Here is a 24160-nt window from a genome sequence, read left to right as displayed (position 1 = left end):
CTTTGCTCGGCGCGAGGAGCCCGGCGGTCAGCCGGCGCGGCGGGCCCCGAAGGTGCGCCGGTACGCGGTCGGGGTGGTCTGCAGCACCTTGAGGAAGTGGTGCCGCATCACGGCGGCCCCGCCGAACCCGGTGTCGCCGGCGATCTCCTCGAGGCTCCGCGTGCTCTCCTCGAGCAACTGCTGCGCCCGCAGCAGGCGCTGCCGGTTGAGCCACGCCGTCGGCGTCGTGCCGAGCTCCGCGCGGAAGCGCCGGGCGAAGGTGCGCGGCGACATCAGCGAGCGCCGGGCGAGCTCCTCGACGGGCAGCTCGCGGTCGAGGTTCTCGAGCATCCACGCGGTCACGCTCGCGAACGAGTCGCTGTCGCAGTCGACGACGGGTGCCTCGATGAACTGGCACTGGCCGCCGTCGCGCTGAGGCGGCACGACCATCCGCCTGGCGATGTTGTTGGCGACGGATGCCCCGAGCACCTTCCGCACGATGTGCAGGCACGCGTCGATGCCGGCCGCAGTACCGGCCCCGGTCACCACGCGGCGGTCCTCGACGAAGAGCACGTCGGGGTCGACCCGGGTCTGGGGGAATCGGCGCGCGAGGGCATCCGTGTACATCCAGTGCGTGGTGCTGCGCCGGCCGTCGAGGATGCCCGCCTCGCCGAGCACGAACGCGCCGCTGCAGACGCTCAGCACCCAGGCGCCCCGGGCCTCGGCGTCGCGCACGGCCTGCAGCACGGCGGGATGCACCGGTGTGCCCTTGTCGAATGCGGGAATCGCGAGCAGGTCGGCGTCGGCCGCCGCGGAGAGGTCTTCCGTCACGATGATGTCGAAGCCGAGCTTGGTGCGGATCGGCCCGGGCTCGGCGGCCGTCACGTGGAAGTCGAAGACGGGACCGCCGGTGTCGCTCCTGTCGATGCCGAAGACCTCGCAGATCACGCCGAACTCGAACGGCGCCATGTCGGGCAGGGCGATGCAGACGACCTTGTTGAGCGAGGCAGGGGCGAGCGCGGCGGGCATGCGAACCTCCGGTAACGGCATTGGCAGGAAATGGTCGAACACTGGCAAGACTGCCACTCGCGGCAGGATATCGCAATGCCTAGAGTTCCTGCCATGATGACATTCCTGGTCCTGGTTCTCGCCCTCCTCACCCTCTGGAGCGCCGTCGCGACGTTCAGCACGGTGACCCGCGACGGCTACGGCGACCCGCAGATCGCCCGGCGCACCCACGGCCCCGACGACGACTGGCCCTGACCCACACGCGCTACTTCCGCTGCTTCGCGCCTGGCACGCCTGGCGCGAAGCGGCGCAGGGGGCGCGCAGCGCCGGAATCGGCCCGAACGCTAGGCTGGCAGCACCGGCATCGCTAGGTTGCCGAGCGATCCTGCGAGGGTAAACATGGCGTGGCTTGTCACCGGCGGAGCCGGCTATATCGGATCCCACATCGTCCGCGCGTTCCTCGCCGAGGGCATCGACGTCGTCGTGGTCGACGACCTCTCGAGCGGCCACGCCGAATTCGTCCCTGAGTCCGTGCCGTTCGTTCACGGCGACCTGCTCGACGGCCCCCTTCTCCTCAACACCTTCTCCGATCACCCGATCACGGGCGTCGTGCACGTCGCCGGTTTCAAGTACGCCGGGGTCTCGGTGCAGCGCCCGCTGCACACCTATGAGCAGAACGTCACGGCCATGGCCACCCTCCTCGCTGCAATGCAGGAAGCCGACGTGAAGCGGATGGTGTTCTCCTCGAGCGCGGCCGTCTACGGCACCCCGACGACCTCGCTCGTCACCGAGGAGACCCCGAAGAGCCCGGAGTCCCCGTACGGCGAGACCAAGCTCATCGGCGAGTGGCTGCTCCGCGACCAGGCCGTCGCGGCCGGACTCAGCTACACCGCGCTCCGCTACTTCAACGTTGTCGGCTCCGGTGCCCGCGAGCTCCGCGACACGAGCCCGCACAACCTGTTCCCGATCATCTTCGACGCGCTCCTCGCCGGCCGCACGCCGCGGATCAACGGCAACGACTACGCGACCCCCGACGGCACCTGCGTGCGCGACTACATCCACGTCGCCGACCTCGCCGTCTCGCACGTCGCGGCCGCCCGACTCCTCGACGCCGGCACTGCGATCGAACCCGTCTACAACCTCGGCAGCGGCGACGGCGTCTCCGTCGGCGAGATCATGACGACGGTCGCCCGCGTGACCGGCATCGACTTCACGCCCGACATCGGTCCCCGCCGGGCCGGCGACCCCGACCGCATCGTCACGAGCGGCGCGCTCGCGGCACGCGACCTCGACTGGAAGATGCGGCACAGCCTCGAAGAAATGGTGCGCAGCGCCTGGGAATCGCGGCAGGCGGCATCCGTTTCATAGGGCTCTGGACGCATATTCGTCAAGCCCCCGGCGAGGTCACATTTTCTGTCTTTGGGCGAGTCGAAACTCTCCAGCCGACATTGAGGGTTTATTATCGGCGACTTGACGTGGGGGAATTACACGGCTGTAATTAGTGCGGACGAGTTATTAGGGCACGTATTGCAAGGGGTGGGAGACGATATGACGCAAGCCGAGTATCGTTCCGGAGTACCCGAGGACTGGTTCGTCGATCCCGTTCGCTTGGGCATTCCCGGAATTCGCAAGGACAGCACCGGACACACCCTTCCCGACGAAGGCGACGCCCTCGCCTGGCAGGCGGATTCGCTGTGCGCCCAGACCGACCCCGAGGCGTTCTTCCCCGAAAAGGGCGGCTCCACCCGGGACGCGAAGAAGATCTGCACCTCGTGCGAGGTGCGCACCCAGTGCCTGCAGTACGCGCTCGCCAACGACGAACGCTTCGGCATCTGGGGCGGTCTCTCCGAACGCGAGCGGCGCAAACTGCGCAAGCGCGCCAGCTGACGCCGTTCCCACCCACATCGGCCGCGTGAATCGGGCCGTGCATATCGGGCACGCCCGTCCAGGGGCCACCGCACAACGACGATGCAACCTAGGCTTGGCTTGATATGCATGCACGAGTCACAGCCATCCTTGTCGCCCGCAACGGCGCGAAACACCTTGAGCGCACTCTCGAGGCTCTGAGTCGGCAAACCCGTCAGCCGGATGTCGTCATCACCGTCGACTGTGGATCCAGCGACGCGACGGCCCAGCTGCTCGCCGCGCACGGTCCGACGCACTTCATCTCCGCCGACTCCGACCTGACCTTCGGGCAGGCGATCGCCGCCGCCGTGCGCGTGATGGCGCCGCCGGAATCCGACAGCGAGATGCTCTGGCTGCTCGCCCAGGACAGTGCCCCCGAACCCGGCGCGCTCGCAGCGCTGCTCGGCGAACTCGAGATCGCACCCTCCGTCGCCGTCGCCGGACCCAAGATCATGGACTGGCGCGCCCACGACTACATCCACGACGTCGGCCTGTCGATGACGCCGGGCGGGGCGACCGTGACCCTCGTCGAGAGCGAACTCGACCAGGGCCAGCACGACGGCATGAGCGACGTGCTCGCCGTCGACGCCGGCGGAATGCTCGTGCGCCACAGCGTCTGGAACCAGCTCGGCGGTTTCGACCCCGGCCTGCCGTCCGCGGACGACGCCCTCGACTTCTGCGTGCGCGTGCGCCTGTCCGGCCGCCGGGTGTCCGTCGTCGCCGCGGCGCGCGTCGCCTCGGCGGGCGACGGTGTCGCCGGGCTCAGCGGGTCCTCGCGCGGACGGGCCCGCCGCAAGCGACTCCGGGTGGCCAGGACCGCACAGCTGCACCGGCGCCTCGTCTACTCCGCGGGGTGGCTGATCCCCCTGCACTGGATCGCGCTCGTGCCCTTCGCCTTCTTCCGCTCCATCGGAGCGCTGCTGCAGAAGGAGCCCGGCGCGATTCCCGGCGAGTTCTCGGCCGCATTCCGCACCGCGTTCAGTGGCTCCCGGGTGCACAATGCCCGCCGTCGACTCGCCGAGACCCGCACGCTCGGCTGGGGGTCGATCGCGTCCCTGCGCCTGACGAATGCCGAGGTCCGCCGCAGGCACGCCCTCAAGCGCGAAGCGGTGCTCGTCGGCCTCGGCGCCGACCGGCCGGAGATCCACTTCTTCGCGAGCGGCGGCGCCTGGACCGTGCTCGCGGCTGCGCTCGTCGGAATCATCATGTTCGCCTCACTGCTCGGTGCGCAGAACCTCGCCGGTGGGGGACTCCTGCCGTTGTCGAGCACCCCGGCAGGGCTCTGGGCGAGCGTTGGATACGGCTGGCGCGACCTCGGCCTCGGCTTCGTCGGCGCCGCAGATCCTTTCGCCGCCGTGCTCGCCGTGCTCGGCTCGCTCACGTTCTGGGCCCCGTCGTACTCGCTCGTGCTGCTCTACTTCGTCGCCCTCCCGCTCGCGGCACTCGGCGCCTGGCTCGCGGCGACCCGCCTGACCGACCGCGGGCTCCTCCGCTTCACCGCCGCAGCATTGTGGGTGCTTGCCCCGACCTTCCTCACGGCGTTCTCGGCCGGTCGCCCTGCCGCGATCCTCGCGCACCTGCTGCTGCCCTGGCTGTTCTTCGCCGGCTATTCCGCCGGCCGGTCGTGGTCCGCGTCGGCGACAGCATCCCTGCTCTTCGCCGCCGTGCTGTTCTGCGCCCCCTCGCTCACGCCCGCGCTGCTCATCCTGTGGTTGCTCTGCTCGGTCGCCAGCGGACGCGGCATCGCCCGGTTCATCGGCATCCCGCTGCCCGCCGTCGCCCTCGCGCTCCCGCTGATCCTGGACCAGGGCCTGCGCGGCTCGTGGCTCGCGCTCCTCGCCGACCCCGGGGTGCCGGTGCCCAGCACCCCCGCCCCGGACTGGCAGCTGCTGCTCGGCTTCCCGACCGGCGACTTCGGTGGCTGGAGCACGCTGCTCGGCCAGGCCCCCGCGTTGCAGGGCCTGCCGCTGTCCTGGATCATCCCGGTCCTGTTCGCCCCGCTCGCGATCCTCGCCGCACTCTCGTTGTTCCTGCCCAGCATCCGCAGCGCGAGCGTCGCGGTCCTGACCGCCCTGCTCGGCGCCGGCACCGCGATCGCCGCGACGCAGCTCAGCCTCGCGACGACGGGCGCCGCGAGCGTCAGCATCTGGCCCGGCTCCGGCCTGAGCCTCTACTGGCTCGGCCTCGTCGGCGCCGTGATCTTCGCCCTGCGCGAGTTCCGCCGCTTCGCCGTCGCCCCCGCCGTCGCCGCAACCGTCCTTCTCGCTGTCGCCGTCGTCCCGCTCGCCGGAGCACTCCCGCTCGAGCTGAGCGCCGTCCATGAGGGCAGCGACCGCACCCAGCCCGCCTTCGTGACGGCAGAAGCGCAGACGGATGCCCGGGTCGGCACCCTCGAAATCGTCCCGCAGTCCAACGGCGGCATCCTCGCCACGATCGTGCGCGGCGCGGGCACCACCCTCAACGAGCAGAGCACCCTCGTCAACACCACGACCACGCTCTCCGCGGCGGATAGGGAACTCGCCACGCTCGCGGGAAACCTGGCCTCACGCAGCGGACTGGATGCCTCGGCCGGACTGGCCGACCTCGGCATCCGCTTCGTGCTGCTGCGGCCGGCCGCCCTCACCGACACCGGCAGAGGTGCCGCGGCGGCAAGCGTCGCGGCCACGGAGACCCTCGCCAGGGCGACGACCGCGCTCGACGGCGAAGCAGCGCTCGTGCCCGTCGGGGACACCGCGTACGGGCGGCTCTGGCGCCATGACGGGCCCGCCTCCGCCGCCGGTGTCACGGCGAGCGAGGTCCCGGCCCGCGCCGGGGGAGTCTTCTCTCTCGCCGCCCTGCTTCTTGCCGCGATCACGGTCGGCTCAGCCCTGCTCCTGTCGATCCCGACCGGGGCAGGCCCCGAAGCCGTACGCCAGGCGAATCGCGACGCCATGCGCCGCTCGGCCCGCTCGGACACCCAGGACCGCAAGGCAGAGGCACGGGATCTCCACCGCGAAGAACGCAGTGCGAAGTCCGAGGCGCGGTCTGCCCGCTCCGAGGCTCGTGCCGCACTGCGGCGCAGCGTGAAGGCCGGCGCGATCGTGCCGGCCGAGGGCACCCCGGCCGCCCAGGCGATCGAGTCTGCTGAAGCCGCCGAAGCCGCCGAGGCCGCGGAGGCCGGCGAGCTCGCCGCCGCTGTCGAACTCGCGCACGCCGCGGAACGGGAGCGCTCCTCCGACCTCGCCCTCACTTCGGGCCACGGCGACGAGACCGAGGACGGCCCTGCCGACGTGACCGCGGGCGAGATTGCCGAGCACGTCGCCCCCGGCACTGCTCCGCCCAAAGAACCGGCAGCGTCACCCCGCGAGGAGAAGGCGACGGACCCCGTCGAGCCTGCCGACCGTCCGAGTGGACAGGAGGACCCGAACAATGCCAGGTAAGCGCGCCATCGCCCGGACCGGTGCCCGGTTCCTCATCGCCTTCGGCGTGCTCGGCGTCGCCGGCGTGCTCGGAGCGGCCGCCGTCGTCGTGCCCTGGCCAGCCTTCGGCACCGCCCCGGCCTATCTCGCCGTCGCGCCGGTTCCGAGCGAGCAGGTCCGGGTCTGCCCGGGTCCGCTGCTCACCCTCGCAGAGGACTCGACGCAGGCGAAGTCCGCGAGCTCGCTCGGGCGCCCGGACACCGCATCCGGCGCCTGGGCTCCCGCCACGACCGCATCCAAGGCCGCGGTCCCCGCGGGCGCATGGAGCGCACCGTCAGCGAGCCTGCTCAGTGCCGTCGACAACCGCAAGACCACGGACGGCGCCCCCGTCAAGCTCAACATCCCCGTCGCGAAGGGCGCGTCCACGGCACCGCTCGTGGCCGGCAGCCAGTCCCAGTCCGTCGCGGCGGAGGCCGTCCTCGGCGGCCTCGCCGTCGCGGCCTGCGGCGAGGCCACCGGCGAATCCTGGCTCGTCGGCGGGTCGACGGATGTCGGCCGCACGACCCTCGTGCTGCTCAGCAACCCGACAACGGTCGTTGCAACCGTCGACCTCGACGTCTTCGGCGAATCGGGCCGGGTCACCGCGCCGGGCTCCACAGGGATCCTCGTCCAGCCCGGCGCCCAGCGCGTCGTCTCGCTCGCCGGCCTCGCGCCGAACCTCCGCTCTCCCGTCGTGCACGTGACGACCCACGGCGGCCAGGTCGTGGCCACCCTGCAGCAGAGCATCGTGCGCGGCCTCGCGACCGGCGGGGTCGACCTGCTCGGGACATCCGTCGACCCGAGCCTCGAGCAGAGCATCGCCGGCCTGCGTATCGAGAACATTCCAGCAGACGACGCCGGAAGCGACGCGGGAGGGGTCGCGAGTGACACACCCTCTGTGCGTCTGCTCGCCCCCGGTGATACGGCTGCGACCGTGCAGATCGGCGTGATGAGCGAGGGAGGCCAGGCCGCGGGTACCTCCGTCGAGGTCACCCTCCAGCCCGGCCTCGCGACCGACGTGCCGCTCTCCGGACTCGCCGTCGGCAGCTATTCGCTCACCGTCTCGAGCGACCAGCCCGTCGTGGCCTCGGCCCTCGGCTCGGCGACCGGCACCAACGGCCGTGACTTCGCCTGGTTCGCGTCCTCCGCCTCGCTCACCGGCGACTTCGCCGTCGTCACGGCGCCGGGACCCTCGCCGCTGCTCAACCTGCTGAATCAGGGCACCAAGGACGTGACCTATACGGCGACCGCCGAGAACGGTGCGTCCGGCAGCGTGACGGTCGCGGCCGGTGCGGCCGGAGCGCTGCCGCTCTTCGCGTCGACGCGGTACATCGTGTCGGGCGGCTCCGAGACGGTGTCGTCGGTCGGCTATGCGGATGCCGGCATGGTCGCCTCGTTCCCGGTGCGCCCGCCGGGCCCGCTCGCCGAGTCGATCCGCGTCTACACGCACTGACGGCTGCACGCACTGACCGGTACCTTTCCGGTCGAGAGTGACCCGCGTACCGGGAACTTTCGACCGGAAAGGTGACGGGGTCGGCGCTGCCCGGACGGAGTTCAGCGCACGCCGGCGCGGGATGCAAGACTGGACACCCCGCCCGCCGAACGAGGAGCACAGAGTGACCGAGCAGACTCCCGCGCAACCACTCGCACATGCCCCGGTGGAGATCGCGGTGATCGGCGGATCCGGACTGTACCGGCTCTTCGATGCCGGCACCGTCACCTCGATCACCATCGACACCCCGTACGGGTCGACCTCCGCGCCGATCACGGTCGGCGAGCGCGCCGGACGTCGGGTCGCATTCCTGCCCCGGCATGGAGCGGGGCACACCGAGGCGCCGCATCGGATCAACTACCGCGCCAATATCTGGGCGCTAGCCTCCCTCGGCGTCCGCGCGATCATCTCCTCCTCCGCCGTCGGCGGCGTCAGCCCTGAGTACCCGCCGGGGCTCCTCGTCGTCACCGACCAGTTCATCGACCGCACGAGCGGCCGCGCCGACACCTTCTTCGACGAAGGCGTCGTCGCGCACCTCGCCGCTGCCGACCCCTTCGACCCGGTGCTCCGACGCACCGCGGTAGCCGCCCTGAACGCACTCGGCGAGCGGTTCGCGCCCACAGGGACCGTCGTCGTGATCCAGGGCCCCCGGTTCTCCACCCGGGCGGAGTCGCTCTGGTTCCGTGCGGCCGGCGCCCACATCGTCAACATGACCCAGTACCCCGAGGTCGTCCTCGCATCCGAACTGGGCATCGGAACGGTCAACCTCTCCTTCGTCACCGATGCGGACGCCGGACTCGCCCCCGCCGAACCCGGCGCGGACGCGGCGGCATCCGCTCTCGAGGCGCACCTGCCCGAGACAACCCTGACCGAGACAGCCCTGCCCGGGACTACCGAGACGGATGCCGTCACGGCCGAGCTCGTCTTCGCTCGGCTGGCCGCGGCGCAGCCCCGGATCCTCGCGGCCATCGACGGCATCCTCCGCGGCATTCCCGCCGGGTACGCCCCGCGGACCCTGATCGATCCCGAGCTGGTCCGGACCGTGCTCGACCGGCCCGTGCGACCGGTCCGGCCCGGGCAGCCCACCCGGCTCTCGACCGAGACGGCAGCGGACGCCGAAACGGAGCCCGGCACTGTGCCGACGCCGGATCCCCGGCCGTCCCCTGGCCCTCCTCCGGTTCCGCATCCCGTTCCCGTGCCCGCGCCGACGACCGAACCCGGGCCCGCCCGGTGAGCCCCCGGCTGCTCGTCACGGGCGGCGCCGGGTTCATCGGCGGCGTCATCGTGAGCCAGGCGCTCGGGCGCGGCTGGGACGTGCGCGTGCTCGACTCCCTGCGCCCCGACGTGCACGGCGGCTTGCCGTCGATCGACGCGCGGGTCGACCTCCTCGTCGGCGACACGACGGACCCGGAGACGGTCGACCTCGCTCTCTCCGGAGTCGACGCGGTCTGCCACCAGGCCGCGAAGGTCGGGCTCGGCGTCGCCTTCTCCGACGCGCCGGACTATGTCCGCAGCAACGAGGTCGGCACTGCCGTGCTCCTCGCGGGCATGACCACCGCGGGCATCGACCGGCTCGTGCTCGCCTCCTCCATGGTCGTCTACGGCGAGGGCAGCTACCGCGGCCCGGACGGCTTCACCCGGCCCGGCCCGCGCCAGGAGGCCGACCTCGCCGCCGGCCGGTTCGACCCGCTCGACCCGGAAACCGGAGAGCCCCTCGAACCGCTGCTCGTCACCGAGGACGACCCGCTCGACCCCCGCAACGTCTACGCCTCGAGCAAGCTCGGCCAGGAGTACCTCGCGAGCAGCTGGGCCCGCTCGACGGGCGGGCGCGCGCTCGCCCTCCGGTACCACAACGTCTACGGGCCGGGGATGCCGCAGAACACGCCGTACGCCGGGGTCGCGTCCCTGTTCCGGTCGGCCCTCGAACGCGGAGAGGCACCGCGCGTCTTCGAGGATGGCAGGCAGCGCCGCGACTTCGTGCACGTCGCCGACGTCGCATCCGCCAACCTGGCCGCGCTCGAGCACACCGCGGACGCCCCCGCCGCCCTGTTCCGGGCGTTCAACGTGGGCTCGGGGGTCGTGCACACGATCGGGGACATGGCCGGGGCGCTCAGCCGCGCGGCCGGCGGCCCCGACCCCGTCACGACGGGGGAGTACCGGCTCGGTGACGTGCGGCACATCACCGCGTCCTCCGAGCGGCTGCGCACCGAGCTCGGCTGGATGCCCGCCGTCACCTTCGCGGACGGCATGCGCGCCTTCGCGACCGCTCCGCTCCGGGCTGCCGTCCGCCGCTGACGCGTTCCGGAGGGGGTCCCTGCCGGGACGGCAACAGGAACGAGAGCGCGACTCCGAGCCCGGTGAAGCCGACGGCCCACCAGAACGCCTGGTCGAAGGCCGTGGCGAGGTCGGCGCCGCCCACGACCCGGGCGTGCAGGATCACTGCGAGCACGGCGACCCCGAAGGACCCGCCGACCTGGGTCGCGATCCGGGTGATGACGCTCGCGTGCGGGACCTCGGCCCGTTCGAGCCCGACAAACCCGCCTGCCATCAGGGGGATCGTGACCGCCCCGAGTCCGAAACCGCGCACGAGCAACGCGGCCATCAGCATCCACTCGTTCGTCGACGCGGTCGCGACGGCGAACGGGAGCGTTCCGACGCCGACGATCGCGAAGCCGGCCACGGAGACCCAACGGGCACCGAACCGGTCGGTGAGACGACCGGCGGACGACCGGCTGAGGAAGGTCCCCACGCCCTGCGAGATGAGGAGCAGGCCGGCGCCGAGTGGGTCGAAGCCGCGCACCTCCTGCCAGTACAGCGGAAGCAGGAGCATGGCGCCGTAGAGCGAGACGCCGGTCAGGAACAGCAGGGCGGAGGAGGTCGCGAGGGGGCGGTGCGTCAGGAGGCGCACGTCGATGAGGGCTGTGCCCGGGCGCCGGATCGCCCAGGCGACGAATCCTGTGAGGAGGGCAGCGCCGAAGATCAGAGGCAAGACGACGTCGGCACGGCCAAATCCGCCGTCCTTGGCGCCGTTGGAGAGGCCGAAGAGTAGCCAGACGATGCTGGGCGAGAGCAGCAGGAGGCCGACGACGTCGAGCCGCACCGGCCTGGCGGGCTCATCCTTCGGGAGCAGGAGCGTGGCGAGGATGAGCCCGACCACGCAGAACGGGACGTTCACCCAGAACAGCCAGCGCCAGTCGAGGGTGTTCAGGATCAGGCCGCCGAGGACGGGACCGAGAATCGGGCCGAGCACAGCGGGCAGGCTCAGCGTCGCCATCACCCGGCCGAGGTTCCGGCCCTGGGCGGCCTGGATCACGAGGGTCGACGACAGCGGCAGGAGTGCGCCGCCGCCGAGGCCCTGCACTATGCGGGAGGCGATCAGGCTCTGCGGGTCCCCGGCGAGGCTGCACAGGACGGACGCGACCAGGAAGAGCGACAGGGCCGCGATCCAGAGGCGCTTCCCACCGATCCGGCTCTGCGCCCAGCCGACAAGCGGGATGGCGACGCCGAGGGCGAGCAGGTAGCCCGTCGTCACCCATTGGATGACGTCGACGGTCGTGTTCAGCTCCGTCGCGAGCGTGCGGAGGGCGATACTGACGATCGTGGTGTCGAACACCACCGCGAGCGCCCCGACGACAACGGCGATCGCGGTCCGCCGCAGGACGGGATCCAACGTCTCCATCTCAGCCATGGCTCCTCATAAGGTACAGTGTGTATCGAATGATTCGAAGCATAGACGAGGAATTTAGGATACGCAATGTCTCTTAGTGGCCAGGATGACGCCCGCACGCGCCGCCGCGGACCCGCGCTCGAGGGCGCCCTGCTCGACGCGGCGTGGGCCGAGCTGACCGAGCGTGGCTACGAGAGTTTCACGATCGACGCCGTCGCCACCCGCGCAGGGACGAGCCGCGCCGTGCTTTACCGGCGCTGGCCGGGCAAGCCGGAGCTGGCCCGCGCGGCCATCGTCCACGTCGTTGCGCAGGACCCGATCGAGGTGAAGGACACCGGAAGCCTGCGCGGGGACGTGATCGCGCTCCTCCGGCAAGCGAACGAGCGCCGCGTCCGGATCGCGACGCAGCTCGTCGTGTCCCTCGCCGACTACTACCGCGCCACCGGGACGAGCCTGGCCGACCTCCGGGAATCGATCTCCGGTGGCCAGGGCCCGATCATGGACGGCGTGATCGCCCGGGCACTCGAGCGCGGCGAGATCGATGCCTCGAGGCTGACCCCGAGGATCAGGAACCTTCCCGTCGACCTGTTCCGGCACGAGGTCCTGATGACGCACTCCGCCGTGCCGGAGGAGACCATCCTGGAGATCGTCGACACGATCTTCCTCCCGCTCGTGCTGGCCTAGACGGCGACCGCGCGCCGCGGCAGCAACACGTCGAAACGGCATCCGTTCGGCACGTTCTGCACGATCACCTCGCCCTGGTGCGCTGTGACGATGCCCTGCACGATGGCGAGGCCGAGTCCAGCCCCGCCGGGGGTGCGCGGCTCGCTCGCCCGCCAGCCGGCCTCGAACACCCGGTCGATGTCCTGTTCCGGGATGCCGCCTGCCGCGTCCTCGACGGAGATCACGGCCCCGCCGTCCCCCCGTTCGCGCACCGACACCGTGATCGGGCTCCCGGACGGCGAATGCTGGATCGCATTCATCACGAGGTTCCCGACAACGCGGGACAGTTCGCGCGGATCGGCAAGGACCGTCAGCCCCGTCTCGCCGGCGAATCGCAGGTCGAGGGACTTCGCGTGCGCTACGGGTCCGAAGCCCGCGACGGTGTCACTGATCAGGTCGTAGAGCGCGACCGGCTCGAGCGCGAGGCGCAGCGTCCCTGAATGGATCCGCGACAGTTCGAAGAGGTCGTCGACCATCCCGCTCAACCGGTCGACCTGGTCGCGCATCCGCGGGTAATACCGGGCGGGGTCCTCGACCATCCCGTCCTCGAGCGCCTCCGCCATGGCGCGGATGCCGGCGAGCGGCGTCCGCAGGTCGTGCGAGATCCACGCGATCAGTTCGCGCCGGGATTCCTCCACGCGTCGTTCGCGAGCCCGGGACTCGGCGAGGCGGGCCCCCGTCGCGGCGAGTTCCCCGGCGAGGTCGCTGAACTCGGTCGTGCTGTGCCGCGGGGCGGCGGCGTCGCCGTCGGCCGCGACCGATTCGCCGCGGCCGAGGCGTTCGGCCGCGCTGCGCAGGTGCCTGCTGTCGCGCACGAGGGTGCGTCCGAGAAGCGCGGCCATCACGAGCGACACGAGCCCGGCGACTGCGGCGACCGAGTAGAAGACGCCGAGGTCGTGGGTCGAGACGTACATCTGGGTGGCGACCGCCGACATCCCCCCGACGACGGAGACGATCGCCGCGAGGGCGACGAGCATGAGCTGCACCACGAACGAGGACCGCTTCATCATCCGCAGCGCGAGCAGGCCGAGCGCGCCGGTGACGACCGCGCACGCAAGGGCGTTGAGCGCGACGATGACGAGCACCTCGGTCGTCATGAGATCGTCCGGTCTTCTGCGGTCGCGGAATCCGGTGCGCCGCGGCTACCCGACGGGCCGAGCGGGACAGGGTCGAACCGGTAGCCGACGCCCCACACCGTCTGCAACAGCAGCGGATGCGCCGGGTCGGCCTCGATCTTCTCCCGCAGCCTCCGCACGTGCACGGTCACGGTCGAGAGGTCCCCGAATTCCCACCCCCACACCGAGCGGAGCAGGTCCTCCCGGCCGAGGACCGTGTGCGGGTGCCGGAGCAGGTAGGAGAGCAGGTCGAACTCGCGCACCGTGAGCACGAGCGGCGTTCCGTGCAGGCGCAGCTCGTGTGCGGCGGTGTCGAGGGTGAAGTCGCCGATCGCGAGCGGCACGGTCGGCGGGCCCGATGCATCGCCCGCGCCCTGCCCGGCCGACTGCGCGGCGGCCTGGGCTGCGGCCTGGCCGGTGCGCCGCAACACGGCCTGCACCCGCAGCACGAGCTCGCGCGGCGAGAACGGCTTGGCGAGGTAGTCGTCCGCACCGGCCTCGAGGCCGTCGATGCGGTCGTCCTCCTGGTTGAGGGCGGTGAGCATGATCACGGGGATGGCCCAGGTGCTGCGCACCCGGCGGCACACCTCGATCCCGTCCAGGAGCGGAAGCATCCGGTCGAGCACCACGAGGTGCGGCCGCTTCTCCTCGGCGAGGCGGAGCGCGCTCAGCCCGTCCGGGGCCTCATCGACCAGGAACCCGGCGGCGCGGAGGTACCGGCAGACGATCTCGAGCACGGTCGGGTCGTCGTCGACCACGAGGATGCGCCGTTCCTCAGGGGGAGCGGGGGGAACCGGGGCGGTGGGAGTGGAAGGGGCTGTCACGGTCTCAGGATACGGTGGCCCCGGCCGGCCGGAAACGCCGCGGGGCTGCTCCCGGTGTTCTTCCTCAGTCCGTAATGTTCTCGGCCCTGTTCCGGGTCGGCGCCCCTTTAGGGTCGGAAGATGACTCCGATCCAGGTCGACCTCGTGCTCCCGTGCCTCAACGAGGCCGGCGCCCTGCCGTGGGTGCTGTCGCGCCTGCCGGAGGGCTACCGGGCGATCGTCGTCGACAACGGGTCGACCGACGGCTCGGCCGAGATCGCCGCAGCGGCGGGCGCCCTCGTCGTGCACGAGGAGCGCCGCGGCTTCGGCGCCGCCGCCCACGCGGGGCTCCTTGCCGCGACCGCCCCGATCGTAGCGTTCTGCGACGCCGACGCGTCGATGGACCCGGCCGAACTTCCGCGCATCGTCGGCCCGATCCTCGCCGGAGACGCCGACCTCGTGCTCGGCCGCCGCCGTCCCACGACCCGCGGATCCTGGCCACTGCACGCCCGCCTGGCCAATTCCAGTCTTTCCTGGCGCCTGCGCCGAATAACCGGTGTGAACATACATGACCTCGGCCCCATGCGGGCCGCCCGGCGCCCGGCGCTGCTGTCCCTCGACCTCCAGGACCGACGCAGCGGCTACCCGCTCGAGATGTTCCTCCGTGCGTCCGACGCGGGATGGAGCATCCGCGAGGTCGACTCCTCCTATTCGCCGCGGGTCGGGCGCAGCAAAGTGACCGGAACGATCCGCGGCACCGTGACCGCGATCGGCGACATGTCCGCCCTGCTGCGCGAGGCCCGGAAATGACGGCCCTCGTCGTGATCGCCAAAGAGTGCCTGCCCGGCCGGGTCAAGACCCGCCTGCACCCGGCGCTCTCCTTCGAGCAGGCCGCCGAGCTCGCCGCCGCGAGCCTCGACGACACCCTGACCGCAGCGCTCGCCCTCCCGGCCTCGCGCCGCATCCTCGCCTTCGACGGGGTCACCCCGCCGCGCCTGGCCGCTGAGTTCGAGATCCTGCCCCAGGTCGCCGGCGGTCTCGACGAGCGCCTCGCCGCCATCTTCGACGGGCTCGACGAACCGACCGTCCTGATCGGCATGGACACCCCGCAGGTGACCACCGAGCTGCTCGCGCCGGTCTTCACCGACTGGCCAGACGACACGGATGCCTGGCTCGGCCTCGCGGACGACGGCGGCTTCTGGGCGCTCGCGCTCGCCGAGCCGCGCGGAGGGTCGAGCCGCGGTCACTCCCGGAACGGTCACTCCCGGCGCGGGGACCTGATTCGCGGCGTCGCGATGTCGATGGACGACACCGGGGCCCGGCAGCTCGATCGCTTGGAGGAGGCGGGCCTCCGGGTGCGGCACCTGCCCGTGCTCACCGATGTCGACACGATCGCAGATGCGCACTCCGTCGCCGCCACGGTTCCGAATGGGCGCTTCGCACGTACCCTCGCCGCACTGCTCCCCGGCGCTACGGCCGCCCGCACGGACGCCCGCCCCGCCGATCGCGACGCGACCGGCGCTGTCGCCACCGGAATTCCGGTGCGCGCATGAACGCGCAGGCCGCCCGCATCCTCGAATGGGACATCCTCGAACCCGATCGCCTCGATCGCGTCCCCGGCGAGCGGACATCCGCCCTCGACCTCGCCCCCGCGACCTTCGGCGCCGGCGGGGCGGAACCCTATGCGGCCGCGCTGCGCAACGCCGACAACGTTCTCTACCTCCGCCGTTCCCGGGACGGCGGCCTCATCGCCGCCGCGACCATGGACGCCGCCCGGTGGAGCGCCGACGCCGACGACACCGACCAGCTCCTGCTCGACGGCCTGACCGGTCCTGTCCTCGACATCGGCTGCGGCCCTGGTCGGATGGTGCGTGCCGCGATGGACCGCGGCCTGTCCGCGCTTGGAATCGACGTTTCGCCGACCGCCGTACGGATCGCCGTCGACGCCGGCCTCAGCGTGCTCAAGCGCAGCGTCTTCGACCCGATGCCGCTCGAGGGCGGCTGGGCGGGCGCGCTCCTCGTCGACGGGAACATCGGCATCGGCGGCGACGTGACCGCGCTCCTAACCCGCTGCGCCGAACTTCTCGCGCCCCGGGGCGCGCTCCTCGTCGAGGTCAGCCACGACCCGGCGCGCAATGAACGCTACGAGGGCCGGCTCGAGGATGCCTCCGGCCTCCTCAGCGACGTCTTCCCCTGGGCGGAGGTCGGCGTCGACGCCCTCGCCGGCCATGCCGCCGACGCGGGGCTCCGGGTCGCGCACGACTGGCGCCTGGATGGCCGCTGGTTCGCCCGCCTCCTCCACGCCTGAGTCCCCGCGCTCGCCCCGCGCCCGCAACCGGGCATTCGCCCGTCGTCTCGATCGGCGTGAAGTCGGAGTTTTTCGCGACACTCCGTCACCTCCGGCAGCGGATGAGGTGTGTCGCGAATTTCTCCGACCTTACGGTTCTCGCGCGCGACGCGGGTCAGCGCAGCCGGCGCCGGCCCCGCGCGTAGAGGCCGAACGACACGGCCGCGGTGACGACGGCGACAGCTGCCCAGAACACGGCGAAGTTCACGCCGTAGTCGAGGGGCAACACCGTCGGGTTGCCGGTGCCGCGCGACTGCGCGATCAGCAACGGCACCACGATCAGGCTCATGACGGAGCCGACCACAATCGCCCCCTGCACGACGAGGATGACCGTTCCGCTGATTCGGTGCCCGGCCCGGCGCAGCAGGATCCCGCAGAAGAACACGAGCGGCGAGATCACCCCGTCGTGCAACACGATCGCCGCGCCCATCCACAGGGCGATACCGGGAATCCGCGCGGGCTTCACGCTGTCGAACAGTACATAGGCGCCCCAGGCGAGACCAGCGAGGCCGAGCGTGATCAGCACGATCCGCGTGACGCGGAGGGCCGGCCCCAGTTCGCCGGATCCGGATGCTTCGACGCTTCGGTTTCCTGCAGTGCGTGCGGTACTCATACGTCCATCGCCTCGATCCGGCTCAGCCATTTGGTTTGCAGCACCCCTGGCCGCCCGGGGGCGATCATCCGGGCCGGGTAACCGTGCTCGAGGTCGAGGGTCTCCCCGTTGAGCTCGAGAGCGACGAGAGTGAGCTGGTCGCGCACGTACTCCGACCCCATCGTGGTCTGGCGGTACGCGCCCTTCTTCTCGAGGCTGGTCAGGCGAAAGGATGCCGCGGCATCCGCCGACACCAGATCGGCCAGATCGCTCAGGCGAACCCCGCGCCACCGCGCCAGCTGGCTCCAGCCCTCGACGCAGGCGATCGGCAGATCGACCTCGGTCTGGGGCATGGCGAGGAGTTCGGACCGGCTGAAGCTGCGCTCCACCCCGGCGTGCGCCACCGTCAGTACCCAGCCGGCCGCGAGGGCATCCGCGGCCACGTCCGCCTGCTTCGAGGTGCGATTGACCGGCACCCCCTGTTGACCGACGCCCTTCTTCCGCGGTGCGAAGGCATTGACCGCGTCGAGCGGGGCGACCGTCTGCCCGGTGGTCAGCACGACGACCGTGCCGACGCTCACCCCGACCGTGGTGAGGAAGCCGCGCCGACTGAGGCGCGTGTGAGCCGTGCGCGCTGCGTCTTCCGCGTCGGCCGTGTCGTCCCGGGAAGCTGAGGCGGATCCTGTGTCGAGCCCTGACGGCGCGCGTTCCGCAGTGGCGTCCGCCCGAAGGTCCGGTGTCGCGTCGATCCAGGCGAGCAGCCGGCCGGTGACCCCGGTCGGCCGGCTCGAGCCGAACAGGCGAACGGCCTCCGGCGTCGCCGTGCGGTCGCGGGCGACGGCATCCGTCAGGTGGTCGTCGTCGCCGGAGCCATCGTCGGCCTCTTTGCGCCAGACCCGGGCGATGATCGGCAGCTTGATGCCGATGTGCAGGGCGAGCGATCCGATCAGCACCCAGCCGAGCGCGAAGTGCGTCTCCCGGAACGGGAACGGCCACGGGTACCACTGGTAGGTGTTGAGCAGGCCGATCGTGATCTGCACGAGCGAGGCGCCCACGAACAGGGCGATCGACGCGCGTTCGAGGAAATTGAGGAACGATTTCACCGGCGGCTGCTGGAACAGGTCGGGGAAGACGATGAACAGCTTCGCGAGCAGCAGCGGGAAGCAGGCGATGCCCGCGATGATGTGGGTGCCCTGGGTGAACTGGTAGAGCAGCTCCGGCCGGGTCGCGAAGTGCATGCCCGGCAGCGGCTCCTGCAGAAAGTGGCTGTACAGCCCGGTGCCGAAGCACAGCACGAAGGCGAGCCCGAGCAGTCGACCGATCACGGTCGCCATCCGCGGGTTTCGCACGGGGGAGGCCAGTGCTCGCTGGGCTTCGTACATCACTTGGCGCATGTTCCATTGCACCATCCAGCGGATGCCCGCGGGCGGGTCTACACCTTACGGTTCCGTGACGGGGCGGGTCCGTTCGGCTCTCCGAACCGGGATTCGGCGGCGCTCGCCGCGGAACTCCGACAGGATGGCCTCGTGCGCATTACGATCATCTCCCTCCTCCTGGCCGCGAGTGCGACGCTGACCGGGTACTGCGTGCTGGTCTTCTCGCTCTTCCAACCGACGCGGGACACGGTCCCCCTCCTGGTCTGCACCGGGGTGCTCTGGGCGCTGTTCGCAGCGGCCGTCTTCCTGCTGCGGCGGGTCCGGGGGCGCGCCGTGGTGGTGCTCGTGCTCGCCGGGTCGCTCGGCATCGGGGTCGCGGCGATGATCGGGCCGCCGAACACGAGCACGGACTCGGCACGGTATGCCTGGGACGGCATCGTGCAGAACGCCGGCATCTCGCCGTACGCCTACGTCCCGGCCGACGACCGGCTCGACTCCCTTCGCCCGGAGTGGTTGTTCCCGGCGACGGTGCCGTCGGGCACGGTCCCGGAGACCTGCCAGGGCCGGCGCATCGTGGTGACGCACAAGACTGCCTCGGACGCCGTGCTCTGCACCGCGCTCAACCGGCCGACCGTCCCGACGATCTACCCGCCGGCGGCGGAGCTCTACTTTGCGGGCATCCGCTTCCTGGTGCCGCCGACGGCGACCTACTGGCCGCTGCAACTCGGCGGGCTGGTGCTCAGCCTCGGAACGACCGTGCTCCTTCTCGCCGGGATGCGGCGCCGCGGCATCGACCCGCGGTACGCCGCGTACTGGGCGTGGTGCCCGCTCGTGGCCTCAGAGGCGATCACGAATTCGCACGTCGACCTGCTCGGCGTGGTGTTCACCCTCGCCGCGGCGCTTCTCGTCACCCGGGCGCGGTATTGGCGGGGCGGCATCGCCCTCGGGATCGCGATCGCCGTGAAGCTCGTCCCCGTGATCGCGGCCCCGGCGATGCTCCGCAGGCAGGGCTGGAAGGTCGGCCTCGCCGCGGTCGTCACGTTCTTCGCGCTCTACGTGCCGTACGTTCTCACGACCGGGATCGGCGTGCTCGGCTACCTGCCCGGCTATCTCAGCGAGGAGGGCTACGACAACGGCAAACGTTTTGCGCTCGTCTCGCTCGTGGCCCCCGGCGGTGCCGCGGTCTTCGTTGCCGGCGGCCTGCTCGTGATCATTGCGGCGCTCGTGTTCTGGAAGACCGATCCCGATCGGCCCTGGCTCGGCCAGCTCGTGATGATCGGCAGCACCCTGCTCATCCTGAGCCCGCGGTACCCGTGGTACGCGCTGCTGCTGCTGCCGTTCGTGGCGCTCAGCGGTCGCTGGGAGTGGCTCGCCATCCCGCTCGCGCTCACACTGCGGCAGATCCTGCCTTCGCTCGAGCTGACCTGGGCGATCACGGCTGCGCTCGTCATCGTTCTCGCCGGGTCGGCCGTCCGGCTCGACCCAGCCGTGCGGGCGCGGATGCTCGGTGCGCCCCTCCGCGCCGTGCGCTTCCTGCGCCCCCCGCGCTGAGCATCCGCCAGCGCACCCCGCCCCCGAAACGGGCCGGTTAACGCCGAATTGCGGACAGAGCACCTTCGTCGTGTCGACGAAGGTGCTCTGTCCGCAATTCAACCGGGCCGGTCGGGCCCGCTTCGAGCGGTGTTACTTGGTGGCGACGGTGATCTTCGCGATGCCGACGAGGAGCTGGTCCTTGACGGCGTCGGTTCCGAAGGTCTTGTTGAGCAGGCCGGCGGCGACGGACGAGATGTGCACGGTCGTGCCCTCGAGGATCGCGTTGTCGCCGTCCATCTGCAGCGGCTTCAGGGTTCCGCCGTAGAGGTCGAACAGGAGGACCTGGGTGGCGGCGGAGGTGCCGTTGACCGACACGTCACCGAAGAGCTTCGAGGTGCCGGGGTCGATCGTGAAGTTGGTCAGTTCGACGACGGTCGAGCCGGCCGTGAGCGAGAAGCCGGAACCTTCGTGCTTGATCGAACCCTGGACGAACGGGCGGTAGCTCTGTGCGGGGTCGTAGTAGTCCACGTTTCCGCCGGTGATCGGGAAGTGCAGGCTGCCATCGGTGAGGGTGGCGGTGCCGACGGTGCCGGGGGTCAGGCCGAGGCTCGTGAGCGCCGCGGCGAAGTCGCCGTCGAGGAGAACGGCCGTGTCGACGCCCTTGAGGGAGGGGATCGAGGCGACGGGCGTCGGAGCGGACGAGGAGGTTGCGGAGGGAGTCGACGCCGCGGAGCCTGCGGTCGCGGTGCTGGAGCAGGCGGCGAGGCCTCCGAGGAGGAGGGCTGCTGCGGCGAAGCTGATGGTTGCCTTCTGGAAAGTGCGCATGATGTGATCCTTCGTGTCTGTGGGGGAAGTGGTTGTCTGTGGTGCTGACAATGGTTCGGCCCCGACACGGAATCGGTTTGGAATTACTTTTTGGGCGGCATCCGCTCACCCGCATTCACTGTGAGAAGTGGTGCTGTTAGAAGTGCCGGAAGCGATCGGGCGCGAGGTCCCAGGGATCCTTGCCGAGCAGCTCGGCGATCGCGCGGAAGACGCAGCTCTCGATCACCATGCGGCGGTGCAGGTCGTCATTGCGGTGCAGCCGGGTGAGGCGCTGGATCGGCAGCCGGTAGAACACGATGCGCCGCTCGGCGGCGTGAACGGCCCAGCGTTCGACGCCGACGCCCGGAACGACAGAATAAGGGCCTGCCGCGACCTCGAAGGCCACGTCGGCGAGCTGGTCCGGCCAGACCGAACGCAGGTAGTCGACGGTCGAGGCGACGGTCATGTCGAACAGGTCGATCCGGGTGTTCAGCGGCGGCAGGAACGGCCCCGTCGCCGAGCTGCGGATGCCGCGCCCGTGCCGATCGCGCCCGCTTCCGCGCTGCATCGGCGCGGGCGGCGGCGCGGCAGATCGACGGGATCGGGACATGCCTTCATCTTACTTCTGGCGCCGACGCGGGTAGCCTGAACGGTAATGTCATTCCGCCCTTGCTCCCGCGTCGCCTGTCCGGACGAGTCCGTCGCGACGCTCACCTTCGACTACGGCGACTCCATGGCCGTGCTCGGCCCGCTTTCGATCGAGCGTGAACCGCACGCCTTCGACCTCTGCGACCGGCACGCCCGCCTGACAAGCGTCCCGCACGGCTGGCAGCTCATCCGGCTCAGCACGATGGGCGCGATGAGCGAAGCGGACACCCCGGGCGGCCCCGACGCCTGAACCCGGGCGGGCGAGGGCGAACCCCGGCCGTGGGACACACCCAGCCGGGGCGGCGCAGGGAATGGCATGATGGTCGCATGACTGTCGCCTCGTCCCCTGTATCCACCGCGCCCTCGCTCGCGCCCATCTTCAAGATCGCCGACCCGCAGCTCGCCGAGGCGGGCCGGCACCAGTTGCGTCTCGCCGAGAACGAGATGCCCGGCCTGATGGCCCTCCGCGCCGAATTCGGCGAATCGAAGCCGCTCACCGGCGCACGCATCGCCGGGTCCCTGCACATGACCGTGCAGACCGCCGTCCTCATCGAGACCCTCGTGGCCCTCGGCGCGCAGGTGCGCTGGGCGAGCTGCAACATCTTCTCCACCCAGGACGACGCCGCCGCGGCCATCGCGGTCGGCCCGACCGGGACCCCGGAGAACCCGGCCGGCGTTCCCGTCTTCGCCTGGAAGGGTGAATCGCTCGAGGACTACTGGTGGTGCACCCAGCAGATCTTCGACTGGAGCATCGAGGCCGCGGCGGCGGGGGAGACCTGGGCCGGACCGAACATGATCCTCGACGACGGCGGCGACGCCACGATGCTCGTGCACAAGGGCCGCGAATTCGAACTTGCCGGCGCCGTCCCCGAGGCGACCGCGTCCGACAGCCATGAGTACCGGGTGGTACTGGACGTCCTCCGTCACTCGCTCGCGGAATCTTCCAACCGCTGGACCGAGATCGCCGCCGGTCTCGCCGGCGTGACCGAGGAGACCACGACGGGCGTCCACCGCCTGTACGAACTGGCCAGCGCCCACGAACTGCTCTTCCCCGCGATCAATGTGAACGACTCGGTGACGAAGTCGAAGTTCGACAACAAGTACGGCATCCGCCACTCCCTGCCCGACGGGCTCAACCGGGCGACCGACGTGCTCATCGGAGGCAAGGTCGTCTTCGTCGCCGGATACGGCGACGTGGGCAAGGGTGCGGCAGAGGCCCTGCGCGGCCAGGGCGCTCGCGTGATCGTAAGCGAGATCGACCCGATCAACGCCCTGCAGGCCGCGATGGACGGCTTCCAGGTCGCCCGGCTGGAGTCGGTCGTCGAGCAGGTCGACATCTTCGTGAGCGGCACCGGCAACTTCAACGTAATCCGCACCGAGCACATGCTCAAGATGAAGCACCTCGCGATCATCGCGAACGTCGGCCACTTCGACAACGAGATCGACATGGCCGCGCTCGAGACCCTCGAAGGCGCCGTACGGGTGGAGATCAAGCCGCAGGTCGACGAGTGGCACCTGCCGAGCGGGCGCAGCATCCTCGTGCTCTCCGAGGGGCGCCTGATGAACCTCGGCAACGCGACCGGACACCCCTCCTTCGTGATGAGCAACTCCTTCACGAACCAGGTGCTCGCCCAGATCGAGCTGTACTGCTACCCGGAGAAATACCCGGTCGGCGTGTACGTGCTGCCGAAGCACCTCGACGAGAAGGTCGCCCGGCTGCACCTCGACGCCCTCGGCGTCGAACTCACCGTGCTGAGCCCCGAGCAGTCCGCCTACATCGGCGTGCCCATCGACGGCCCATACAAGGTCGACCAGTACCGCTACTGACCCGCACGCCGTGTTTCAGAGCGCCCGCATCCACCGCTCCTGCGGCGGTTGCGGGCGCTCTGTCGTATCCGCCGGCGTCCCCGCCCGCCGCCCGCCCGCAGTCGGGTGGGCTTCTTTCGTGCCGCGAGAGCGCACTTTTGGCCCTTAAACCGCGGGTTTAAGGGCCAAATGTGTACTCTCGCGGATGCTCGTGGGCGGGCATCGGGGGCGTGACACGCCCGGGGTGGTGCGGGTTTTGACGGGGGTGGTGGGGGCACGTAATGTCTTCACGTACCCCAAAGGTGCGGAAAAGCCGCAGTGCTTTCCGGCCCCACGTGGGACCACAGTTTTTATCTTCTTCGCCTTGTTTGTCCCCTTTGCTGGGGTAACCGGTGTGGGAGGTCTAGGCTGGTAACTCTCCTTCCTTTCGGTTGTTTGTCGGGTCGGTGTTCGGTGTTTCGAGTTCGCTTTGGCGTGCTCGGAGGGCGGGATTCACCGGATTTGACAGGGACTGATTGGATCGGTAAGTTAGACAAGTTGCCTCGGAGCGACAGCCACTAAGCCGGTTACGGTGTGGCCTGAAGCCGGGTGCGTCCGATCCTTGAGAACTCAACAGCGTGCACAATGTCAAATGCCAAAAACCTCGTGGTTTGGATCCGTTTCTAGCGGTGAAGGGCCAGGAGATTCCTTTGGAAAACATTTATAACAACAAAGCAAGTCAGTAATGATTTGTTCTGTCAGTTTCAAACTTGTGTCGTGTTCGCCCATTCCGGCGGCTCGGCACACTAGATGTGACGCCAGGCTTGCTTGGTTAGTCAATCAAACATTTACGGAGAGTTTGATCCTGGCTCAGGACGAACGCTGGCGGCGTGCTTAACACATGCAAGTCGAACGATGATGGAGAGCTTGCTCTTCGGATTAGTGG

The 24160-nt window shown here is 70.3% G+C and carries 22 protein-coding genes and 1 rRNA gene; 15 read left to right on the top strand and 8 right to left on the bottom strand.

Annotated elements, in window-relative coordinates; genetic code table 11:
* Positions 1–27 precede the first annotated feature (27 nt).
* On the bottom strand, positions 28–1008 hold the full coding sequence (locus tag E3O46_RS12365; protein WP_134449031.1) for a GlxA family transcriptional regulator: 981 nt from the start codon (positions 1006–1008) through the stop codon (positions 28–30).
* Between the two features lie 93 nt (positions 1009–1101).
* On the opposite strand from E3O46_RS12365, the gene E3O46_RS18305 reads away from it, so the two are divergent.
* From E3O46_RS18305 to E3O46_RS12335, 7 genes are all read left to right on the top strand, one after another.
* A complete protein-coding gene (locus tag E3O46_RS18305; protein ID WP_166787366.1) occupies positions 1102–1242 on the top strand; it encodes a hypothetical protein in 141 nt (46 codons plus the stop codon).
* 144 nt (positions 1243–1386) lie between these two features.
* Positions 1387–2355 (top strand): UDP-glucose 4-epimerase GalE, encoded by a 969-nt coding sequence (gene galE, locus E3O46_RS12360; protein WP_134449030.1) that lies wholly within the window; start codon positions 1387–1389, stop codon positions 2353–2355.
* 180 nt (positions 2356–2535) lie between these two features.
* Complete coding sequence (locus E3O46_RS12355; RefSeq protein ID WP_134449029.1) at positions 2536–2874, top strand: WhiB family transcriptional regulator; 339 nt, start codon at positions 2536–2538, stop codon at positions 2872–2874.
* 104 nt (positions 2875–2978) lie between these two features.
* Positions 2979–6311 (top strand): glycosyltransferase, encoded by a 3333-nt coding sequence (locus E3O46_RS12350; RefSeq protein ID WP_134449028.1) that lies wholly within the window; start codon positions 2979–2981, stop codon positions 6309–6311.
* Entirely contained in the window at positions 6301–7782 is a 1482-nt protein-coding gene (locus tag E3O46_RS12345) for a DUF5719 family protein (protein WP_134449027.1), read from the top strand. The genes E3O46_RS12350 and E3O46_RS12345 overlap by 11 nt, the downstream gene beginning before the upstream one ends.
* Positions 7783–7945: 163 nt before the next feature.
* Positions 7946–9055 carry an MTAP family purine nucleoside phosphorylase gene (locus E3O46_RS12340; RefSeq protein ID WP_241984999.1) on the top strand — a complete coding sequence of 370 codons (1110 nt, stop codon included), beginning with the start codon at positions 7946–7948 and terminating at the stop codon, positions 9053–9055.
* The gene (locus tag E3O46_RS12335; RefSeq protein ID WP_134449025.1) at positions 9052–10116 is read left to right on the top strand and encodes an NAD-dependent epimerase/dehydratase family protein; all 1065 of its coding nucleotides are present in this window, start codon (positions 9052–9054) and stop codon (positions 10114–10116) included. Before E3O46_RS12340 ends, E3O46_RS12335 begins: the two co-directional genes overlap by 4 nt.
* Here E3O46_RS12335 and E3O46_RS12330 read toward each other — a convergent pair.
* Positions 10052–11509, bottom strand: a complete 1458-nt coding sequence (locus E3O46_RS12330) for an MDR family MFS transporter (protein ID WP_134449024.1) — start codon at positions 11507–11509, stop codon at positions 10052–10054. The two genes, E3O46_RS12335 and E3O46_RS12330, sit on opposite strands and share 65 nt — an antisense overlap.
* Positions 11510–11575: 66 nt before the next feature.
* On the opposite strand from E3O46_RS12330, the gene E3O46_RS12325 reads away from it, so the two are divergent.
* The gene (locus E3O46_RS12325) at positions 11576–12172 is read left to right on the top strand and encodes a TetR/AcrR family transcriptional regulator (RefSeq protein WP_134449023.1); all 597 of its coding nucleotides are present in this window, start codon (positions 11576–11578) and stop codon (positions 12170–12172) included.
* Here E3O46_RS12325 and E3O46_RS12320 read toward each other — a convergent pair.
* Positions 12169–13308, bottom strand: coding sequence for a sensor histidine kinase (locus E3O46_RS12320; protein ID WP_134449022.1), 1140 nt, complete (start codon positions 13306–13308; stop codon positions 12169–12171). The two genes, E3O46_RS12325 and E3O46_RS12320, sit on opposite strands and share 4 nt — an antisense overlap.
* Positions 13305–14150, bottom strand: coding sequence for a response regulator transcription factor (locus E3O46_RS12315; RefSeq protein ID WP_198413398.1), 846 nt, complete (start codon positions 14148–14150; stop codon positions 13305–13307). Before E3O46_RS12315 ends, E3O46_RS12320 begins: the two co-directional genes overlap by 4 nt.
* A gap of 120 nt (positions 14151–14270) precedes the next feature.
* On the opposite strand from E3O46_RS12315, the gene E3O46_RS12310 reads away from it, so the two are divergent.
* Genes E3O46_RS12310 through E3O46_RS12300 form a run of 3 tightly spaced genes read left to right on the top strand, consistent with a single transcriptional unit; the run spans position 14271 to position 16437 of the window.
* On the top strand, positions 14271–14939 hold the full coding sequence (locus E3O46_RS12310; RefSeq protein WP_134449021.1) for a glycosyltransferase family 2 protein: 669 nt from the start codon (positions 14271–14273) through the stop codon (positions 14937–14939).
* Positions 14936–15682: a TIGR04282 family arsenosugar biosynthesis glycosyltransferase gene (locus E3O46_RS12305; RefSeq protein ID WP_134449020.1), complete on the top strand. Its 747-nt coding sequence runs from the start codon at positions 14936–14938 to the stop codon at positions 15680–15682. Before E3O46_RS12310 ends, E3O46_RS12305 begins: the two co-directional genes overlap by 4 nt.
* Positions 15679–16437 (top strand): class I SAM-dependent methyltransferase, encoded by a 759-nt coding sequence (locus E3O46_RS12300; protein ID WP_134449019.1) that lies wholly within the window; start codon positions 15679–15681, stop codon positions 16435–16437. The genes E3O46_RS12305 and E3O46_RS12300 overlap by 4 nt, the downstream gene beginning before the upstream one ends.
* A gap of 154 nt (positions 16438–16591) precedes the next feature.
* On the opposite strand, the gene E3O46_RS12295 is transcribed toward E3O46_RS12300, so the two are convergent.
* Together E3O46_RS12295 and E3O46_RS12290 are read right to left on the bottom strand one after the other, a co-directional pair.
* Entirely contained in the window at positions 16592–17089 is a 498-nt protein-coding gene (locus E3O46_RS12295) for a hypothetical protein (RefSeq protein ID WP_134449018.1), read from the bottom strand.
* Complete coding sequence (locus E3O46_RS12290; protein ID WP_241985003.1) at positions 17086–18450, bottom strand: molybdopterin-dependent oxidoreductase; 1365 nt, start codon at positions 18448–18450, stop codon at positions 17086–17088. Before E3O46_RS12290 ends, E3O46_RS12295 begins: the two co-directional genes overlap by 4 nt.
* Positions 18451–18594: 144 nt before the next feature.
* Here E3O46_RS12290 and E3O46_RS12285 point away from each other — a divergent pair, with 144 nt between their 5' ends.
* Positions 18595–19995 (top strand): glycosyltransferase family 87 protein, encoded by a 1401-nt coding sequence (locus E3O46_RS12285; protein ID WP_134449016.1) that lies wholly within the window; start codon positions 18595–18597, stop codon positions 19993–19995.
* 132 nt (positions 19996–20127) lie between these two features.
* Here the strand turns inward: E3O46_RS12285 and E3O46_RS12280 are convergent, their stop codons facing one another.
* Both E3O46_RS12280 and E3O46_RS12275 read right to left on the bottom strand, forming a co-directional pair.
* Positions 20128–20802: a hypothetical protein gene (locus tag E3O46_RS12280; RefSeq protein ID WP_134449015.1), complete on the bottom strand. Its 675-nt coding sequence runs from the start codon at positions 20800–20802 to the stop codon at positions 20128–20130.
* 136 nt (positions 20803–20938) lie between these two features.
* Complete coding sequence (locus E3O46_RS12275) at positions 20939–21391, bottom strand: metallopeptidase family protein (RefSeq protein ID WP_134449014.1); 453 nt, start codon at positions 21389–21391, stop codon at positions 20939–20941.
* 45 nt (positions 21392–21436) lie between these two features.
* Here E3O46_RS12275 and E3O46_RS12270 point away from each other — a divergent pair, with 45 nt between their 5' ends.
* The 3 genes from E3O46_RS12270 to E3O46_RS12260 form a co-directional block, all read left to right on the top strand.
* Positions 21437–21679, top strand: a complete 243-nt coding sequence (locus tag E3O46_RS12270; protein ID WP_134449013.1) for a DUF3499 family protein — start codon at positions 21437–21439, stop codon at positions 21677–21679.
* Between the two features lie 77 nt (positions 21680–21756).
* Positions 21757–23256 (top strand): adenosylhomocysteinase, encoded by a 1500-nt coding sequence (ahcY, locus tag E3O46_RS12265; protein ID WP_134449012.1) that lies wholly within the window; start codon positions 21757–21759, stop codon positions 23254–23256.
* Between the two features lie 805 nt (positions 23257–24061).
* Positions 24062–24160 (top strand): 16S ribosomal RNA (locus E3O46_RS12260); the annotation flags it as partial.

The organism is Cryobacterium glucosi (assembly GCF_004402235.1).
GTDB lineage: Bacteria > Actinomycetota > Actinomycetes > Actinomycetales > Microbacteriaceae > Cryobacterium > Cryobacterium glucosi.
Note: the sequence above shows the minus strand (reverse complement) of the source record. Positions and strands in the feature narration are given on the sequence as shown.

Bases quoted from the DNA above. Each gene is read 5' to 3' on its own strand.
- E3O46_RS12365 (WP_134449031.1), bottom strand. From the start codon at position 1,008: ATGCCCGCCGCGCTCGCCCCTGCCTCGCTCAACAAGGTCGTCTGCATC.
- E3O46_RS18305 (WP_166787366.1), top strand. From the start codon at position 1,102: ATGATGACATTCCTGGTCCTGGTTCTCGCCCTCCTCACCCTCTGGAGC.
- galE (WP_134449030.1), top strand. From the start codon at position 1,387: ATGGCGTGGCTTGTCACCGGCGGAGCCGGCTATATCGGATCCCACATC.
- E3O46_RS12355 (WP_134449029.1), top strand. From the start codon at position 2,536: ATGACGCAAGCCGAGTATCGTTCCGGAGTACCCGAGGACTGGTTCGTC.
- E3O46_RS12350 (WP_134449028.1), top strand. From the start codon at position 2,979: ATGCATGCACGAGTCACAGCCATCCTTGTCGCCCGCAACGGCGCGAAA.
- E3O46_RS12345 (WP_134449027.1), top strand. From the start codon at position 6,301: ATGCCAGGTAAGCGCGCCATCGCCCGGACCGGTGCCCGGTTCCTCATC.
- E3O46_RS12330 (WP_134449024.1), bottom strand. From the start codon at position 11,509: ATGGCTGAGATGGAGACGTTGGATCCCGTCCTGCGGCGGACCGCGATC.
- E3O46_RS12325 (WP_134449023.1), top strand. From the start codon at position 11,576: ATGTCTCTTAGTGGCCAGGATGACGCCCGCACGCGCCGCCGCGGACCC.
- E3O46_RS12320 (WP_134449022.1), bottom strand. From the start codon at position 13,308: ATGACGACCGAGGTGCTCGTCATCGTCGCGCTCAACGCCCTTGCGTGC.
- E3O46_RS12310 (WP_134449021.1), top strand. From the start codon at position 14,271: ATGACTCCGATCCAGGTCGACCTCGTGCTCCCGTGCCTCAACGAGGCC.
- E3O46_RS12305 (WP_134449020.1), top strand. From the start codon at position 14,936: ATGACGGCCCTCGTCGTGATCGCCAAAGAGTGCCTGCCCGGCCGGGTC.
- E3O46_RS12300 (WP_134449019.1), top strand. From the start codon at position 15,679: ATGAACGCGCAGGCCGCCCGCATCCTCGAATGGGACATCCTCGAACCC.
- E3O46_RS12295 (WP_134449018.1), bottom strand. From the start codon at position 17,089: ATGAGTACCGCACGCACTGCAGGAAACCGAAGCGTCGAAGCATCCGGA.
- E3O46_RS12290 (WP_241985003.1), bottom strand. From the start codon at position 18,450: ATGTACGAAGCCCAGCGAGCACTGGCCTCCCCCGTGCGAAACCCGCGG.
- E3O46_RS12280 (WP_134449015.1), bottom strand. From the start codon at position 20,802: ATGCGCACTTTCCAGAAGGCAACCATCAGCTTCGCCGCAGCAGCCCTC.
- E3O46_RS12275 (WP_134449014.1), bottom strand. From the start codon at position 21,391: ATGTCCCGATCCCGTCGATCTGCCGCGCCGCCGCCCGCGCCGATGCAG.
- E3O46_RS12270 (WP_134449013.1), top strand. From the start codon at position 21,437: ATGTCATTCCGCCCTTGCTCCCGCGTCGCCTGTCCGGACGAGTCCGTC.
- ahcY (WP_134449012.1), top strand. From the start codon at position 21,757: ATGACTGTCGCCTCGTCCCCTGTATCCACCGCGCCCTCGCTCGCGCCC.